Origin of the sequence: Microbacterium sp. CGR2 (assembly GCF_003626735.1) — a bacterium.
Classification (GTDB): domain Bacteria; phylum Actinomycetota; class Actinomycetes; order Actinomycetales; family Microbacteriaceae; genus Microbacterium.
Genome location: NZ_RBHX01000001.1, coordinates 1,584,206 through 1,600,111, shown reverse-complemented (window position 1 = coordinate 1,600,111; position 15,906 = coordinate 1,584,206). Strand labels below are relative to the sequence as shown.

General features: G+C 64.7%; 19 protein-coding genes and 1 tRNA gene. 7 read left to right on the top strand and 13 right to left on the bottom strand.

Annotation, left to right across the window (positions count from 1 at the left end):
- Positions 1–10 precede the first annotated feature (10 nt).
- From D7252_RS20355 to D7252_RS07945, 10 genes are all read right to left on the bottom strand, one after another.
- On the bottom strand, positions 11–139 hold the full coding sequence (locus D7252_RS20355; protein ID WP_259461067.1) for a hypothetical protein: 129 nt from the start codon (positions 137–139) through the stop codon (positions 11–13).
- 148 nt (positions 140–287) lie between these two features.
- On the bottom strand, positions 288–1,895 hold the full coding sequence (locus D7252_RS07970) for a hypothetical protein (protein WP_120774893.1): 1,608 nt from the start codon (positions 1,893–1,895) through the stop codon (positions 288–290).
- A gap of 10 nt (positions 1,896–1,905) precedes the next feature.
- On the bottom strand, positions 1,906–2,070 hold the full coding sequence (locus D7252_RS19985; RefSeq protein ID WP_183055222.1) for a hypothetical protein: 165 nt from the start codon (positions 2,068–2,070) through the stop codon (positions 1,906–1,908).
- A 173-nt stretch (positions 2,071–2,243) separates the two neighbouring features.
- Complete coding sequence (locus tag D7252_RS07965; protein WP_147406710.1) at positions 2,244–2,540, bottom strand: hypothetical protein; 297 nt, start codon at positions 2,538–2,540, stop codon at positions 2,244–2,246.
- Positions 2,541–2,670: 130 nt separating this feature from the next.
- Entirely contained in the window at positions 2,671–3,246 is a 576-nt protein-coding gene (locus D7252_RS07960; protein WP_120774891.1) for a hypothetical protein, read from the bottom strand.
- The gene (locus D7252_RS20350) at positions 3,233–3,361 is read right to left on the bottom strand and encodes a hypothetical protein (protein ID WP_259461066.1); all 129 of its coding nucleotides are present in this window, start codon (positions 3,359–3,361) and stop codon (positions 3,233–3,235) included. Before D7252_RS20350 ends, D7252_RS07960 begins: the two co-directional genes overlap by 14 nt.
- 114 nt (positions 3,362–3,475) lie before the next feature.
- Positions 3,476–3,625 carry a hypothetical protein gene (locus D7252_RS19980; protein ID WP_183055221.1) on the bottom strand — a complete coding sequence of 50 codons (150 nt, stop codon included), beginning with the start codon at positions 3,623–3,625 and terminating at the stop codon, positions 3,476–3,478.
- 159 nt (positions 3,626–3,784) lie between these two features.
- A complete protein-coding gene (locus D7252_RS07955) occupies positions 3,785–4,021 on the bottom strand; it encodes a hypothetical protein (RefSeq protein WP_147406709.1) in 237 nt (78 codons plus the stop codon).
- An 86-nt stretch (positions 4,022–4,107) separates the two neighbouring features.
- A complete protein-coding gene (locus D7252_RS07950) occupies positions 4,108–4,635 on the bottom strand; it encodes a hypothetical protein (RefSeq protein ID WP_120774889.1) in 528 nt (175 codons plus the stop codon).
- Positions 4,628–4,990 (bottom strand): hypothetical protein, encoded by a 363-nt coding sequence (locus D7252_RS07945; protein ID WP_120774888.1) that lies wholly within the window; start codon positions 4,988–4,990, stop codon positions 4,628–4,630. Before D7252_RS07945 ends, D7252_RS07950 begins: the two co-directional genes overlap by 8 nt.
- Positions 4,991–5,301: 311 nt before the next feature.
- Here D7252_RS07945 and D7252_RS07935 point away from each other — a divergent pair, with 311 nt between their 5' ends.
- Positions 5,302–5,856, top strand: a complete 555-nt coding sequence (locus D7252_RS07935) for a helix-turn-helix transcriptional regulator (protein WP_120774886.1) — start codon at positions 5,302–5,304, stop codon at positions 5,854–5,856.
- Positions 5,849–6,982, top strand: a complete 1,134-nt coding sequence (locus D7252_RS07930; RefSeq protein WP_183055220.1) for a site-specific integrase — start codon at positions 5,849–5,851, stop codon at positions 6,980–6,982. The genes D7252_RS07935 and D7252_RS07930 overlap by 8 nt, the downstream gene beginning before the upstream one ends.
- Before the next feature lie 55 nt (positions 6,983–7,037).
- On the opposite strand, the gene D7252_RS07925 is transcribed toward D7252_RS07930, so the two are convergent.
- A tRNA-Ser gene (locus tag D7252_RS07925) sits at positions 7,038–7,126 on the bottom strand.
- Positions 7,127–7,196: 70 nt separating this feature from the next.
- Positions 7,197–8,216: a LacI family DNA-binding transcriptional regulator gene (locus tag D7252_RS07920; protein WP_120774884.1), complete on the bottom strand. Its 1,020-nt coding sequence runs from the start codon at positions 8,214–8,216 to the stop codon at positions 7,197–7,199.
- Positions 8,217–8,352: 136 nt separating this feature from the next.
- On the opposite strand from D7252_RS07920, the gene D7252_RS07915 reads away from it, so the two are divergent.
- Genes D7252_RS07915 through D7252_RS07895 form a run of 5 tightly spaced genes read left to right on the top strand, consistent with a single transcriptional unit; the run spans position 8,353 to position 14,750 of the window.
- A complete protein-coding gene (locus tag D7252_RS07915; protein ID WP_120774883.1) occupies positions 8,353–8,739 on the top strand; it encodes an L-rhamnose mutarotase in 387 nt (128 codons plus the stop codon).
- Positions 8,736–9,902, top strand: a complete 1,167-nt coding sequence (gene rhaI / locus D7252_RS07910; protein WP_120774882.1) for an L-rhamnose isomerase — start codon at positions 8,736–8,738, stop codon at positions 9,900–9,902. Before D7252_RS07915 ends, rhaI begins: the two co-directional genes overlap by 4 nt.
- Before the next feature lie 48 nt (positions 9,903–9,950).
- Complete coding sequence (locus D7252_RS07905; protein ID WP_215110919.1) at positions 9,951–11,261, top strand: MFS transporter; 1,311 nt, start codon at positions 9,951–9,953, stop codon at positions 11,259–11,261.
- A 46-nt stretch (positions 11,262–11,307) separates the two neighbouring features.
- Positions 11,308–13,344, top strand: coding sequence for a bifunctional aldolase/short-chain dehydrogenase (locus tag D7252_RS07900; protein WP_120774881.1), 2,037 nt, complete (start codon positions 11,308–11,310; stop codon positions 13,342–13,344).
- Entirely contained in the window at positions 13,341–14,750 is a 1,410-nt protein-coding gene (locus D7252_RS07895; protein WP_120774880.1) for a rhamnulokinase family protein, read from the top strand. Before D7252_RS07900 ends, D7252_RS07895 begins: the two co-directional genes overlap by 4 nt.
- Positions 14,751–14,805: 55 nt before the next feature.
- Here D7252_RS07895 and rhaS read toward each other — a convergent pair whose 3' ends face one another.
- Complete coding sequence (gene rhaS / locus D7252_RS07890) at positions 14,806–15,855, bottom strand: rhamnose ABC transporter substrate-binding protein (protein WP_120774879.1); 1,050 nt, start codon at positions 15,853–15,855, stop codon at positions 14,806–14,808.
- Between the last annotated feature and the right edge of the window lie 51 nt (positions 15,856–15,906).

Below are 15,906 nucleotides of genomic sequence, written 5' to 3'. Positions count from 1 at the left end.
TTGGCGCCCATTAGGTGATCCGGTAGAAGACGCCGTTTGAATCGACGTACACGTTCGGCTGCACGCCGCTGATGGTTGGCATCTGATCGATCTCGAGCTGCCCAGTAGGCAGGTGGATGCCGTTGATGTAATGAGTCATGAAGTAGGTCCTCTCAGATGGTTGATCGGTCGAAAAAACGGGGCCTCTGCGCACGCATAACAGGACCCGCTATCTCCGGCGACTCTGAGAGGTTCAGGGGGAGGCACCCGCACCTGCTCCTTTGACTGAGTGCTCACGAGTGCGGTGATCATGCTTCGAACGCCTTGGTGACCGCTGCTGCGACGATGGCATCGTCGTTGACGTTGCGGATGGTGGTGACGTGCTGCGTGTCCGGGAGTCGCGACGTATCTCCGACGAACAAGGTCCGCTCGTACTCGGATCGCTCCGGGATATCACCCTCGATGAGTTCAGCGCTGCCGTTGTGAACCATCTGTGCGAGCACGCTGCGAGCGTGAGTGCGAGTCGTGAGGACGTCACCGATGCTGCGCCCGCCGATCGCTTTGGTGAGCCTTACGGATGCGATGTCTTCTCGCATTCGTGAGCGGGTGTCGGTGCTGCTCAGTCCTACCGGGTCGATACTCATGGTGGCTCGGCTGGTGGCACGCTGTGTGATGTGTCGGAGGTACCCGGCGACGTTGGGAACGCTCGTTACTCGACCGGCGCCGATGGCGATAGATGAGCCTCCAGTCCCGTTCGCGATGATGTGCACCTCGTCGTCATTTACGGTGAGTCCCCGGTCGGGGATACCGAGCTGCCGCAGACGTTTGACCCAGGTGGTTATCGCTTCATTTCGTGTCGTGTTGGCTTCCTCGAGCTGGGTGATCGCCTCCTGCACTCGTTCGGCTGCGTCCAGAATCGCGGTGGGATCGAGCGCTGGATCTTCGATGAACTCGGCGATGGCATCAGCGACAGTGTTTGCCGTGCCGAGGTTGTGCTGTTCGGCGTCAGCGGCTTCTGAGGCGGCTTCTGCCCGTAGCTTGGCGAGGTTGAGTTGGTCGTTGTGCGCGGCGAGGTCGTGGGCCGTGAGGTTGCCGGTCAGAGCTGCGGCGCGGACGGTTTCTGTTCGAGATTCGAGGCGGTGAAGTTCGTCCGCTGCTTCCCGGGCGGCTGTCGCTTTGACCGATTCGAGCTGAATTGTGTGCTTCTTCATTCGGTTGCTCCTGTGTGGTTTCGGTGTCCGTGTGGAAAAAAATGTCGGGGAGAGAGGGCGGCAAGCCCCAGAGACCCGGAGGCGGAGGCCCCACCCGGGGACCCCCGCCTGGGTGTCACATGTATGCGACGGCTCGTGTGAAGGTGCTGTCGTGCAGTTCGTGGAGCTTGTGCACGTCATGGACAGCTGGGCAACGGCAGGGTTATCTGCGGCGAACGCTCGTCGCGCGTCTTCCCATCGCTGTTCGACTGCTCGGCGGTATAGCGCGTGCGCCAGTGTCCTGTCGTTGGTGCGGAGGGCGCGGGCCATGACGGTTGCGGCCTTCTCTGGGTCACCGATGTTCTCGGCTCGGTCCTGCGCGTCGCGGAACGCCATGATGTTCTCGCTCGAGTACCCGACGAATCCGTCTAGGCGTCGCTCGAGCTCGGTGATCTTGTTCTTGATGATTGCTTTCTCGTCTGCGATCCAGCTCTTGCGCTGGGTGCTGCGAGTGGCTTCGAGTTCTGCGGCGCGCTCCTCCTTGCCTTGTTCGCTGAGTGTCGGATCGTTGTTGATCTCGTTGATGGCCCGCGTGTGGGCGTTGCTCGATGCTCGGGCGGTGTCGCGCTGTGCTTTGATGCGGGTGGCGACGTCAACGAGTGCTTCGCTGTCGGTGTCGCGGATGACGACGTTGTTGGTGGTGTCGCGAAACTGCATGGTGGTCATGGTGTCTCCTTCAGTTGGTGTGGTCGGGGCACTGGTTGGTCCAGCGTCCGTTGTGGTTGGTCGATGTCCATCCGTCTGCGTGTGCCCGTGCTGTGAGCTGGCCTCGTGGTTGGCGGTTGTCGGTGACGAATACGGCCTCGCAGGTGTCGCAGAGGACGGCGGTGCGTATGGTCACGTGATCTCCTTCCTTTCGCCTGTGATGTCGGGTGCAGGTAGCAGGTGCCCGCTTTCGCGAAGTTGCGAGTAGTAGTGCGATAGCTCGGTGGCGAATGCGATGGGCGAATCCCATGCATCAGCGAGAGCACGAAAGTTGGCTGGTCGCGGTGCGCTCATGCTGTGGATCTCCGTTCAGGTGTTGAAGTCGAAGTAGGGGTCGAACCCCGAGCTGACGAAAGCCCTCCCTTTAGGTGAGAGGTGTTCGACTTCAGGGTCGGCTTCGTCGAGGCCACCGTCGTAGTTGCTGGCGCGCCCGAACCTGCTGTAGTAGTCGCTGATGAGGTCCTGGGCTTGTTGGACGGTGAGAACTTCCCACACGTGCTCGACCTGTTGCGAGGGGAGCTTCCCGCTGATGATGATCCAGAGATCACGGAGAAGGGTTCGCTGTTTCGCTGTTGACCGGTTCACTCGTAGGTTCTGGAAGTTCATGCGAGCGCCACTGCTTGCAGTTGCGCCTAAGGTCTTGTGTAGATGTCTTATAGAGATGTCTTGTTCCTCGTTCCCTTTTGCCGGGGTCGGTGTGCCCTTTTGCCTGGGTCGGTGTGCCCTTTTGCCTGGGTCACATGTTCGGAACATGTTCGGTAGGCAGCTGGACTCGGTACTTGTTGATGCCCTGACGTTTGCCACGACGCGGTTGATGGATTCGTGTGATGAGCCCTACCGCGGTCAGAGCGTCGAGCGCGGGGGCTAGCGTCCGGTTCGTCACACGGGCTTCGGCGAGGATCGACACCCACGACACGACGGCCTCACCTGTGCGTCTGTTGCGACGGGACAGCAGCACGAGGTAGACGATCCGCTCGGTTGCCGTCAGTGAGGTTTCCCACAGCCACCGCCGCGGTAGCCGAAAGAATCCGCCGTCTCGCGGGAGTTCGTTCACCCGGTAGTAGCTCGGTATCCCGTCGTAAAGCTGCTTCTGGACGATGACCCCGGCCGCCGCCAGCCGGGGAAGCACGTCTCGGGTCGTGCGCACCGAGACGCCCGCACCTACCGATATTTCCGTTTGCCCCGCGATGACAATGCCGTTGCGTTCAAACGGCAGACACAGCAGCGCGAGGTACACAAGTAGTTCGGTCTTCGTCCATCCGAGCCGAAACAGGTTGTTGGGGATCGGCGCCCACGCCTCATGCGTCGTCATCGACCGGAGGCGGCTTCTGCTTCGCTGTTTCGCGGGCGGCTGCGATGAGTGCCTGCGCTTTGTGAAATGCCTTCATCCGCCTCTGCGCTGCGGTCTCCTTCGGTTCGTTCGTCATGTGATCCCCTCCTCGGGGTCGATGTTCAGTTGAGATCAGCAGCGCCCCTCATCAACCGAGATGAGGGGCGCTGGGTCGATGGCGCAAGCCATTCGGTCATGCTGCGGCTTTCATTCACCCCTGCACGAGAAGGGCCTCTGCTGCCTCTCGGAAAGACGCAGAAACGCCCTGCGGCGCATACTCGGCGATCGTTGCCGCGAGTTCATCGCGAATCGTCAGCCACTCGGCGAGAGAGCGTGGCTCCTCTCCCCGCGCTTCGCTCACAGGTGCTTCGAGGCTCAGCCGACCCGTGCGGACCAGCTCTGCTTCGACCTTGTCGTCAGCGAGGGCGAAGAGATCCGGGCGCGAGTTCCGCGCCAGCAGTTCGGCGCCATGTTCGACGGCGATAGTCGGATTCGCTTCGATATAGGACTCTCGGATGTGTCATCTGTTCATCTCCGCGGCATCCTTGGCTTTCACGGCGGCGACTTCGTCGGCGAACACCGGGTCGTTGATTAGCGCCTCCCGAAACTCTCTGTACTGCTTCGGGAGTTCGCAGAGCATGATCGCGACGTCGTCGTACTCGGTGTCGATCTCTCCGGGCTTGTCGATCCACCATTCACCCCAGTCGGGCATCCAGTTGGCGATCGGCTGCCCATCCATGTTGACGGTGAGCAGCATTCCGTGTCCGAGTTCTCGCGTGTGATAGCTCGGGTCTTCTGAATGCAGCTTGGCGGGCGTCTGACACCAGCCGAACCGGCAGGCCATCAGATGTCCAGCCGCTGTAGCTCGGCGTCGACATCGACGGGCCGACGCAACAACTTCGATTCGGCCCGCAACAACAACGCCGCCGCGGTGAGATCTTCCGCGACGTGCAGTGCCCACTGTGCGACATTCGGGTCTTCGTCCGCCCTCAACTCTGAACGGATGTAGATGTTTGGGATGCCGTTGTCGCACAGCTCCACTCGTCCGTCCGCGTGAAGCCTGCCGCCCCCGTATATCTCGACATCTCGAATGGTGCGGGCGAACGAGAAGATCGTCCCGTCGACATCACTCTCAATGTCGATGAAGTCAAGCTCTTCGGTCCACCGGGGCACCGCAGCCGAGATCTCCGGGTGCATGGCCAGGAACGCCGCAGCGTGTTCTTCCCAGCCCGGGTCGAGGCGAGTAGGGGGCGGAGGTGCCGTCTTGTTCTCCGCCCCCACGTCCAACAAGGCGTCATCACCCCCGGCGCACCCGTCCAGCAACAAGGTGCGCGCGGCGGGGGTGTGGTCTACACTGGTGGTACTAGTCATTTCGGATCTCCAATTCAGATGACTCCGCGGTCGCCCTGCTCCAACAGGTCGGCCGCTTTCTTTTTTGACTGGTGAAGCCTCTGCGGTAAGACTCCCGCTCGACTTCAATCAGGTTGGCGATGTGCTCGTCGATCGTCCGGCGAGCTTTCTCGGGGCCGAACACTCGCAACGCATCCCTCACGAGCCGGCTCATCTTGCCGCGAGACGTACCAACGCAGACGAGCGCGCCGCTGTCGTTGACAAACGACATCTTGTGCTTCTCCAGCGCTCCCATCGCGTAGACGATGAGCCGATCGACTTCGTGCGGGTCCAACCTCGCCCGGGGCATGGAAGTCGAGTACGACGGTGCGTTCATCCGGTCTCCGCAAACTCACTGGTACCGACCCGCTCCGTGGACCTGAGCCATGCGACAACGACGTCCCGGTCATAGACCACTGTCTTCGCCGTTGGCTTGTAGTAAGCCGGCCCAGTTCCGCTGAAGCGCATCTGAGAAAGCTTCGCCCGCGTCATGCCGGGGATCAGCTCGCACACCGCATCGGGTGCGAGGAGATCTCCTATTGCCGATACACCCATACTCAACCTCCTTTTGGTTTTGTTTTGAAGCTACTTCAGCGTACACCCGATTTCGGTTTGAGTGCAACACTTATTTGGAGGTATCTTGATGACATGCCAGGCCCGGGGAGAGACGCGACCGCCGTAGACAAGACTTTCGGCGAGACTTTGCGAGAAGCGAGAGAGCGGAAGGGCCTCTCACAGGCCGCGCTTGCTGAGGAGATGCAGCAGTTGGGGTTCGAGTTCCAACAGCAAACGGTCTACAAAATCGAGTCGGGCAACAGGAAGGCGACGATTGGTGAGGCGGCAGCCCTCGCACGGGCGCTGCAACTCCCTGATGTCACTTCCCTCGTGAATGGCAAACACTCGCTCGCAATAACCTTGCTCCTCCGCCCGCTCGAGGCCGCCTACGAGGATGTGTTCTTCGCCAGCCAACGCATGCTGGACGCACAGATGAAGCTGGCGAGGCACTTGACGCGCATCGATGACGGCGTCGACCTCCCTGATTCTCAAGTCGATCAACTTCGGGACGCGCTGCGGTACGACCCCGTCGAGGTGGCCGAAGAGGTGCGGGGCTACGCCGAGAAGAGACTCAGAGACGACGACGAGATTTCTGAGACGATCCGTAACATCATCGCTGAGGCGTGGCGACCCTCATCTGATGGCTAAGCGAGTCGTTCAGAACGTCTACTCCTACCCGTCGAAGAAGGCGGAGTCTGGACTTTTATGGCGGGCGCGGTACCGCTCGCCCTCCCACAAGATCATCGAAAAGCGCGGCTTCGCGACCCGAGATCAGGCTGAGGCGTGGTTGACGGCGGAGAAGACCAAGCTCAACACGGGAGAGTGGACCGACCCGAGGAAGGCCCGGGTAACCGTTAGCGCCCTCGCGCCGGCTTGGCTGGCACTTAAGAAAGCGACGTTGAAGCCGTCGTCATTCGCCCCGCTCGAGGCGTCCTGGCGGAACTACGTGGCACCGCGGTGGGGAGACGTCGAGCTGCGCCGGATCGTCAACAGCGAAGTCGCCGAATGGGTCGGCGCAATCGACAAGTCCGCGACGATGAAGTTGCGCGCGTACGGTGTCCTGAACGGCATCCTGAAACAGGCTGTGCGAGATGGCCGCATACCGAGGAATCCGGCCGAGGGCGTGGATTCGCTGCCGCGCAAGACATCGCAGCGGCACCATCGTTATCTGACTCCTGGGGAGCTGCATGCCGTGGCTGAGGCTGCGGGGCAGCACAGGGCGCTTGTTCTCGTGCTCGGGTACTGCGGACTCCGTTGGGGAGAAACAGTCGCTCTGCGCGTGCGTGACGTGGATCTCGAACGACGGCGCATATCGGTTCGACGCAACGCAGTTGAGACGCTTGGAGAGATTCACGAGGGAACGCCAAAGACGCGTGCAGGATCACGTCAAGTCCCACTCCCCCGTGTCACAGCTGACGCACTGGGAGCAGCGCTCGGGGGGAAGGCAGAGAGCGACTTGGTATTCCCTGGCACTGGCGGCGGCTACATGCGGCGAGTGCGGGCGTCCAGCGGCTCGAAGTCGTGGTGGAAGTCAGCCCTGCGTGAAGCGGGCGCAGAGAACATGGTGCTGCATGATCTGAGGCACACGGCCGCATCGATCGCGGTCAGCGCTGGCGGCAACGTTAAAGCGATCCAACGGATGCTTGGGCACGAGTCGGCTGCGATGACGCTAGACATCTACGCAGATCTGTTCGACGACGACATTGAGACTCTTTTGACGCGAATAGATGCGCTGACCCAAGAGGCGGTTGGTGGCAATTCGATGGCAGATTGAAATGCAAAAGGTCCGAATCCCAGTGTTTCCAGGGGATCTCGGACCTTTGACGGTGCGGAGACGAGGGGATTTGAACCCCTGGTCCCCGTGAGGGGACTCCACCTTAGCAGGGTGGTGCACTCGGCCGGACTATGCGACGTCTCCAGGCATCCGACCCGAAAGCACGGATGCACCCGTCCATCATAACGGGTCCGGCGAGACAGTCACGAATCCGCTACCCAAGGCTTGCGGAAGAGCCGCCGCTGGACTCGCGCACGACCAACTCCGGCCGAAAGCGCACCCGACTGTCGTGCTCGACCCCGTCGAGGCGGTTCAGGAGCAGGTCGACGCCAGTGCGTCCGAGCATCCGCGCGGGCTGACGCACCGAACTGAGCGGAACCACGGCGGCTGACGCGAAATCGATGTCGTCGTAGCCCACCAACGCGATGTCGTCGGGCACTCGGATGCCGGAGCCGAAGCTGAATGCCTGCAGCAGCCCGACAGCCAGGAGGTCATTGGCGGCGAAGATCGCATCGGGTCGTGTCGCGGCGTCCCGTGCCGCGATCGCCTCCCCCGCCGCTCGCCCTTGAAGCACCGTCAGCGCAGAGCGTTCGATGACCTCGAGTTCGGCATCAGGGAACTCAGCCACCGCGGCATCCGCCCCTCGGAGACGGTCGGATACCTGCTGCACCGATCGCGGTCCGCAGATGAAGGCGATGCGGCGACGCCCGGCATCTAAGAGGTGTCGCACCGCGATACTTCCCCCTTCGACATCGTCGACCGACACCGAGGCGAAGGCGTCGCCTTCGATGTCACGGTCGACGAGAACGATGGGCATACCGGCTGTGGCGAACCGCTGCAGCATCGCGAGATCGTCGGATGCCGGAGTCAGCAGCACACCGTTGACCCGCTGCTCCTGGAACAGCTCGAGATGGGCCTCCTGGCGTTCGTCGCGCTCGTCGCTGTTGCCGAGCAGCACGGTCATCCCCGCTTCGGCGGCACGATCCTCCGCCCCTCTGGCGACGTCTGCGAAGAACGGGTTGCCGATGTCCGGGACGACGAGTCCGATGCTGCGGCTGCGACCGGCCCGCAACTGGCGGGCGGCGTCATTGCGCACGAAGCCGAGCGATTGAATGGCCTGCTGCACACGCTCGACCGTGCGCGCAGACACCCGCTCGGGCTGATTCAACACGTTCGACACCGTGCCGACCGACACTCCGGCCGCCGCCGCGACATCTTTCACACTGACGGCCATGTCACCCCTGCTCTTCACGCATCGCGGTCCAGTGTCGCACGGAGGTCGGCTTGACATCGCCACGCATCTCGATCTATCGTGAATCGATCCGTTGAAACGATTCAACACCATGACCCCTCGACGAGGAGAGGACGCCATGACCCGCGTCGGTTTTCAGCTGCAGGTACGACCAGAGCTGCTGGACGAATACCTCGCACGCCACTCCCCTGTCCGGCCGGACATGCTCGCAGAGATCGCGGCCGCCGGCCGCCGCAACTACTCGCTCTTTCTCGGCGAGGGCGGCGCTCTCTTCGGGTTCTACGAGACCGATGACGACGCTGCGGCGCAGGCCTACCTCGCCGCGTCCCCCGTCGCCGCACGCTGGGAAGCCGAGATGAGCAAGTACTTCCTCGGCCTCGACGGACGCCCCGATCAGGCCGCCACCACACTCACCGAGGTGTTCCACCTCGAAGACCAGCTCGCCGCAGCCGGCGAGCACGCAGCATCCGACAACGACGACGACCAAGAAGGCAGTGCATCGTGAGCATCCTCTCCCCCGACCACCTCGCGACCCTCGAGCAGCAGGGCATCGAACTCCCCAGCTGGGCGTTCGGCAACTCCGGCACCCGATTCAAGGTGTTCGGCACCCCCGGAACCCCTCGTGACCCCTTCGAGAAGATCGCGGATGCCGCACAGGTCAACAAATACACCGCGCTGGCCCCGTCCGTGGCGCTGCACATCCCGTGGGACCTCGTCGAGTCCTTCGACGACCTGCGCAAGCACGCGGAAGACCTCGGCGTCACCCTCGGCACGATCAACTCGAACACCTTCCAGGACGACGACTACAAGTTCGGCGCCCTCACCCACGAAGATGCGGCGATCCGACAGAAGGCCATCGACCACCACCTCGCGTGCATCGACGTGATGGACGCCACCGGCAGCCGCGACCTGAAGATCTGGCTCGCCGAGGGCTCCAACTACCCGGGTCAGGCGGACCTCCGCGGCCGTCAGGACCGCCTGCAGGAGTCCCTGCAGAAGATCTACGCCCGCCTCGGTGACGATCAGCGACTGGTGCTCGAGTACAAGTTCTTCGAGCCGGCGTTCTACCACACCGACGTTCCGGACTGGGGCACCTCGTACGCCCAGGTCAGCGCGCTGGGCGACAAGGCGATGGTCTGCCTCGACACCGGCCACCACGCGCCGGGTACGAACATCGAGTTCATCGTGATGCAGCTGCTGCGCCTCGGAAAGCTCGGCTCGTTCGACTTCAACTCGCGCTTCTATGCCGACGACGACCTGATCGTCGGGGCGGCCGACCCGTTCCAGCTCTTCCGCATCCTGTTCGAGGTCGTCCGCGGTGGCGGTCTGAACAACCCGGACGTGGCGTTCATGCTCGATCAGTGCCACAACGTGGAGGACAAGATCCCCGGTCAGATCCGCTCGGTGCTGAACGTGCAGGAGATGACGGCACGCGCGCTGCTCGTCGACGGCGAAGCACTCACCGCGGCCCAGAAGTCCGGCGACGTGCTGGCGGCCAACGCGGTGTTCATGGACGCGTTCTACACCGACGTGCGTCCGGCCCTCGCCGAGTGGCGCGAGTCGCGCGGCCTCGCCGCCGACCCGATGGCCGCCTACGCGGCATCCGGATACCAGCAGAAGATCGCGGCCGACCGCGTCGGTGGAGTGCAGGCCGGCTGGGGCGCCTGAAACCCCCATCCCACCTGCACTCGACAGAACACACATTCACGGAGAACCATGAGCAGCAACACCAAGACCCGTCGTCCTCTGACGGCATGGAAGGCCACCATCGCCGTGGCCATGTCGAACTACATCGAAGCGGGAGCGATCATCGCGCTCGCCACCAGCCTGACGCTGTGGCAGAACGAGTTCGGGTTCGACAACGCCGCCGTCGGCCTCGTCGCGGCATTGAGCGCCAACGCCTTCGGTGCGGCGATCGGTGCAGCGATCGGCGGTCCGCTCTGTGACCGGCTGGGACGCAAGTTCATCTACACCTACGACCTGATCGTGTTCATGGTCGGCGCTCTGGCGGTGACGTTCGCGCCGAACTTCGCGGTGCTGCTGATCGGTGTCGTCCTCATGGGCATCGCGGTCGGCGCCGGCGTTCCGGCATCCTGGACCTACATCGCCGAAGAGGCACCCAGCGAGCACCGTGCCGCTCACGTCGGAACCGCCCAGCTGGCGTGGTCGATCGGCCCTGCGATCGGCTTCCTCCTCGCCGTCGTGCTCGGCCCGCTCGGCATCGTCGGCGCCCGCATCATCTTCTTCCACCTCTTCGTCATCGCCGCGGTCACCTGGTGGGTGCGACGCGGCCTTCCGGAATCGAAGCGCTGGAAGGACCAGCGGGCCTCCGAGGTGGCGAACGGCGACAAGGTCTCACTGTTCTCCGGCATGCGCGGTCTGCTGTCCGATCGTCGAAACCTCGGCGCTCTGCTGTTCCTCCTGGGCGTATACGGCCTCTGGAACACGGTCGCCGGCCAGGCGGGCATCTTCCAGCCGCGCGTGTACGAAGCAGCCGGCCTGGAGGACCCGACGCAGCAGAACCTGCTGCAGGTTCTCGTCTGGACCCTCACGGCCGCAGCGACCTACTTCGGATTCATGCGCTACGGCGACCGCGTGAGCCGGCGCTGGCTGTACTTCGGCGGCGCGCTGCTCGGTGTCATCGCCTGGGTCGTCCTCATCTTCGCCCCTCCCGGACTCTTCTCACTGCTGTTCTTCGCCGTCGCGTGGGGCCTCTCGGCCGGCGTCGGAGCGCAGGCGTTCTACGGGCTGTGGACGGCGGAGCTGTTCGCGACGAAGTACCGCGCCAGCGCCCAGGGCATGCTGTTCATGCTCGCGCGGGTCATGGTCGGCCTGCTGAGTCTCGTCTTCCCGATCCTGCTCGAGTCGATCGGACTCGGCCAGCTCGGGCTCCTCATCATCGGGCTGCTCGTCGCTGCACTTCTGATCGGCACCATCTGGGCGCCGAACACCGAAGGCAAGACACTCGACGAGATCGAGCACGAGCGTTACGGTTCCCCGATCCCCGCCGAAGACGCCCGCGTCTGACGCTCCCACCGCCTCCCTCATTGCCGCCTCGCACGAAGGACACCTCATGACCAGCTCAACCCCCGCCGCCCTCATCGCCCGATCCAATCGATTGGGCGCCGACCCGAAGAACACCAACTACGCCGGCGGCAACACGTCTGCCAAGGGCACCGAGACCGACCCGGTGACGGGTCAGCCGGTCGAGCTGCTCTGGGTCAAGGGCTCCGGCGGAGATCTGGGCACGCTGAAGGAGTCTGGCCTCGCGGTGCTGCGCCTCGACCGCATGCGCGCCCTCGTCGACGTCTACCCCGGCATCGAACGCGAAGACGAGATGGTCGCCGCGTTCGACTACTGCCTGCACGGCAAGGGCGGTGCGGCTCCGTCGATCGACACCGCGATGCACGGGCTCGTCGATGCCGCACACGTGGATCACCTGCACCCGGACTCGGGCATCGCCATCGCGACGTCGGCCGACGGCGAGGCTCTGACGTCGACGATCTTCGCAGACAAGGTCGTGTGGGTTCCGTGGCGGCGTCCCGGTTTCCAGCTCGGTCTCGACATCGCGGCGATCAAAGAGGCGCATCCGGCTGCGATCGGCTGCATCCTGGGCGGCCATGGGATCACTGCCTGGGGCGACACGTCCGAGGAAGCCGAGAGCAATTCGCTCTGGATCATCGACACCGCCGCGGCCTACATCGCCGAGCACGGCAAGGCCGAGCCGTTCGGCGGTGTCCGCGCGGGCTTCGAGGCGCTTCCTGACGCTGAGCGCCGTACGCGCGCCGCGGCGCTGGCCCCGACCATCCGCGGCATCGCTTCGACCGACAAGCCGATGGTGGGGCACTTCACCGACGCCGTCGAGGTGCTGGACTTCCTGGCGTCCGAGAAGGCTCCGGATCTCGCCGAGTTGGGCACGAGCTGCCCCGACCACTTCCTCCGCACCAAGGTCAAGCCGCTGATCCTCGATCTGCCGGCGACCGCGTCGGTGGAGGAGCAGATCGCCCGGCTGCACGAGCTGCACGACGCCTACCGAGCCGACTACCAGGCGTACTACGACGCACACGCGACCGCCGAGTCGCCGGCCATCCGGGGTGCAGACCCGCTGATCGTCCTGATCCCCGGCGTGGGCATGTTCTCCTACGGCGCGAACAAGCAGACCGCTCGCGTCGCCGGCGAGTTCTACGTCAACGCCATCAACGTGATGCGTGGGGCCGAGGCGCTGTCGACCTACTCCCCGATCTCCGACGCGGAGAAGTTCCGCATCGAGTACTGGGCACTGGAGGAGGCGAAACTTCAGCGGATGCCGAAGCCGAAGTCTCACCAGGGGCGCATCGCGTTCGTCACCGGCGCCGCCTCCGGCATCGGCAAGGCCATCGCCACCCGCCTGGCCGCCGAAGGCGCGTGCGTCGTGATCGCCGACCTCGACCTCGAAAAGGCACAGGCCGCAGCGGCAGAACTCGGGAACTCCGACATCGCGATCGGTGTGGCTGCGAACGTGGCGGACGCTGACGCGGTCCAGGCAGCGCTCGACGAAGCCGTGCTCGCGTTCGGCGGCGTCGACCTCGTCGTCAACAACGCCGGTCTGTCGCTGTCGAAGTCCCTTCTGGAGACGACCGAGAAGGACTGGGACCTCCAGCACGATGTGATGGCGAAGGGCTCGTTCCTCGTCTCGAAGGCCGCAGCCCGTGCGTTGATCGACCAGAAGCTGGGCGGCGACATCATCTACATCTCGTCGAAGAACTCCGTCTTCGCCGGGCCGAACAACATCGCCTACTCGGCGACGAAGGCCGACCAGGCCCACCAGGTGCGCCTGCTGGCTGTCGAGCTCGGCGAGCACGGCATTCGCGTGAACGGCATCAACCCCGACGGCGTCGTGCGCGGTTCCGGCATCTTCGCCTCGGGGTGGGGCGCCAACCGGGCGGCGACGTACGGCGTCGCAGAAGAGGATCTCGGCCAGTTCTACGCGAACCGCACGATCCTCAAGCGCGAGGTCGTCCCGGAGAACGTGGCGGATGCCGTCTACGTCCTCACCGGACCCGAGCTCAGCCGCACGACCGGTCTGCACATCCCGGTCGACTCGGGCGTGGCCGCCGCCTTCCTGCGATGAGTGCGACCGCGGTCGCCGCCGTCGACCTGGGTGCCACCAGCGGGCGGGTGATGATCGGTCGCGTCGGTGACGGCACGCTCGAACTCGAGCTCGTCTCGCGGTTCCCCAACGGTCCCGTGCAGCGTGCGGACGGGTTGCACTGGGACTTCGCGGCGCTGTACCGTCACGTCGTCGACGGCCTCGCCGAAGCACTGAGGCGCGAGCCCTCGATCGAGAGCATCGGCATCGACTCCTGGGCGGTCGACTATGGTCTGCTCCGCGGGGAGGAGCTGCTCGCGGAGCCGTTCCACTATCGCGACGAGCGCACCACTCAGGGCGTCGCGGAGGTGCACGAGATCGTGCCGTTCGCCGAGCTCTACGGGCGCAACGGTCTGCAGTTCCTGCCGTTCAACACGCTGTATCAGTTCCGTGCCGATAGCCGGCTCGACGAGGCCGACACGGCCTTCCTCATCCCGGACCTGCTGGCGTTCCTGCTCACCGGGGAACGTGTCGCCGAGCGCACGAACGCGTCGACCACCGGGCTGCTCGGCGTCGAATCCGGCGAGTGGGATGTCGCCCTCGCCGAGCGCCTCGGGATCCCGGTCTCGCTCCTCCCGCGCCTGGTGGACCCGGGGACGATCATCGGCGACCTGCGGCCCGAGCACGCCGCGACCCTCGGCAAGACGTTGCCGGTGATCGCGGTCGGCTCGCACGACACCGCGTCGGCGATCGTCGCGGTGCCGATGACCTCCCCGTCGGCCGCGTACATCTCCTGCGGCACCTGGGGCCTCGTGGGGGTGGAACTGACGGAGCCGGTGCTGACGGATGCCGCGCGCGACGCCAACTTCACTCACGAGCTCGGCGTCGACGGTCGCTACCGGTTCCTGCACAACGTCACCGGGCTCTGGCTGCTGAGCGAATCCGTGCGCGCGTGGGAGGCGGAGGACGAAGCGAGCGTCGATCTTCCCCAGCTGCTGGCTGCGGCAACCGCGGTCGCCGATGAGGTCCCGCTGTTCGACGCGAACGATCCGTCGCTGAGCGCGCCCGGCGACATGCCCTCTCGCATCGCGGGACTTCTCGCCGCGCAGGGGGCACCGGTGCCGACCACCCGCGCCGCGTTCACCCGCACGATCGTGGAGAGCATCGCCGCCGCCTTCGCAGAGGCGATCGACACGGCATCCACTCTCTCGGGCCGCGAACTCGACGTGATCCATCTCGTCGGCGGCGGTTCCCTCAACCGTCTGCTCTGTCAGGCCACGGCCGACCGCACCGGGCTCCCGGTGCTGGCCGGCCCGGTGGAGGCCACAGCCCTGGGGAACGTCCTCGTGCAAGCCCGCGCCCGGGATGCTGCGCCGGGCAGGCTCGAGGGTCTGCGGGATCTTGTCGCCGCGACCCATGAGCCGGAGCGGTACGACCCGCACGGCTGACGTCGAGAGCCCCCGCCGCTGACAGCGGCGGGGGCACTCAGGGTGATGCGGCGACTCAGAAGTCGAATTCGCCGATGTTGTCCGCGTCGAACACGAACGGGTCACCGAGCAGGACGACCCCATCAGCACCGACGGTGTACTCACCGAGCTCACCGGCTTCGAACGTGTCGCCCTCCTCACCGGTGATCTCGCCCTCGACGAGCGCCTTCGCCGCGAAGGCGCTGAGGTAACCGAGGTCGGCCGGGTTCCACAGTGCGAACGAGGTGACGGTGCCGTCCTCCACGTACTCGCGCATCTGGTTCGGTGTACCGAGCCCGGTCAGTGCGACCTGACCCTTGTAATCCGACGTCGACAGGTAGCGCGCTGCCGCGGCGATTCCGACGGTGGTGGGCGAGATGATGCCCTTCAACTCCGGGTGGCTCTGCAGCAGGGCCGCGGTCTTGTCGAACGAGGTCTGGTCGTCGTCGTCACCGTAGACCGTCTCGACGATCGTGATGTCGGGGTACTCGCTCGCGACGTACTCCTTCATCAGCTCGATCCACGCGTTCTGGTTCGTGGCGTTCGCCGACGCGGAGAGGACCGCGATCTCGCCCGCCCCGCCGATCTGTTCGGCGACCTGGTCGACCTGCACCTTCGCGATGCCTTCGGAGTCCGCCTGGTTGATGAACACGTCGCGGCACTCGGGGTTGGTGTCGGAATCGAAGGTGACGACCTTCACTCCGGCGTCCCGTGCTTCATTGAGCGCGTCACAGATGGCCTTCGGGTCGTTGGCCGAGACCACGAGTGCTCCGACGGCCTGCTGTGTGGCGGTGTTGATGTAGCTCACCTGCGCGTCGGGTGTGGCCTCCGCGGGACCGACTTCGGCGAACGTGCCGCCGAACTCGTCAACGGCGGTCTTGCCGCCCTCGCTCGAGGTGTCGAAGTACGGGTTGCCCAGGTTCTTGGGCAGGAACGTGATCGACAGGTTGTCCGACCCGCCGCCGTCCCCCGAGCCGGAGCCCGCGTCGCCTGATCCGCTGCCGGTGTCGGCGCAGCCGGTCAGCACGAGCGCTGCGGCGACCGCCACGGCGGCGAACCCCGCCACTCTCTTTCGTGCAAACGTCATTGTTCTTCCTTTCGTGGTGATCACCGCAGGCGGACGCCGACGGCGAGAGGC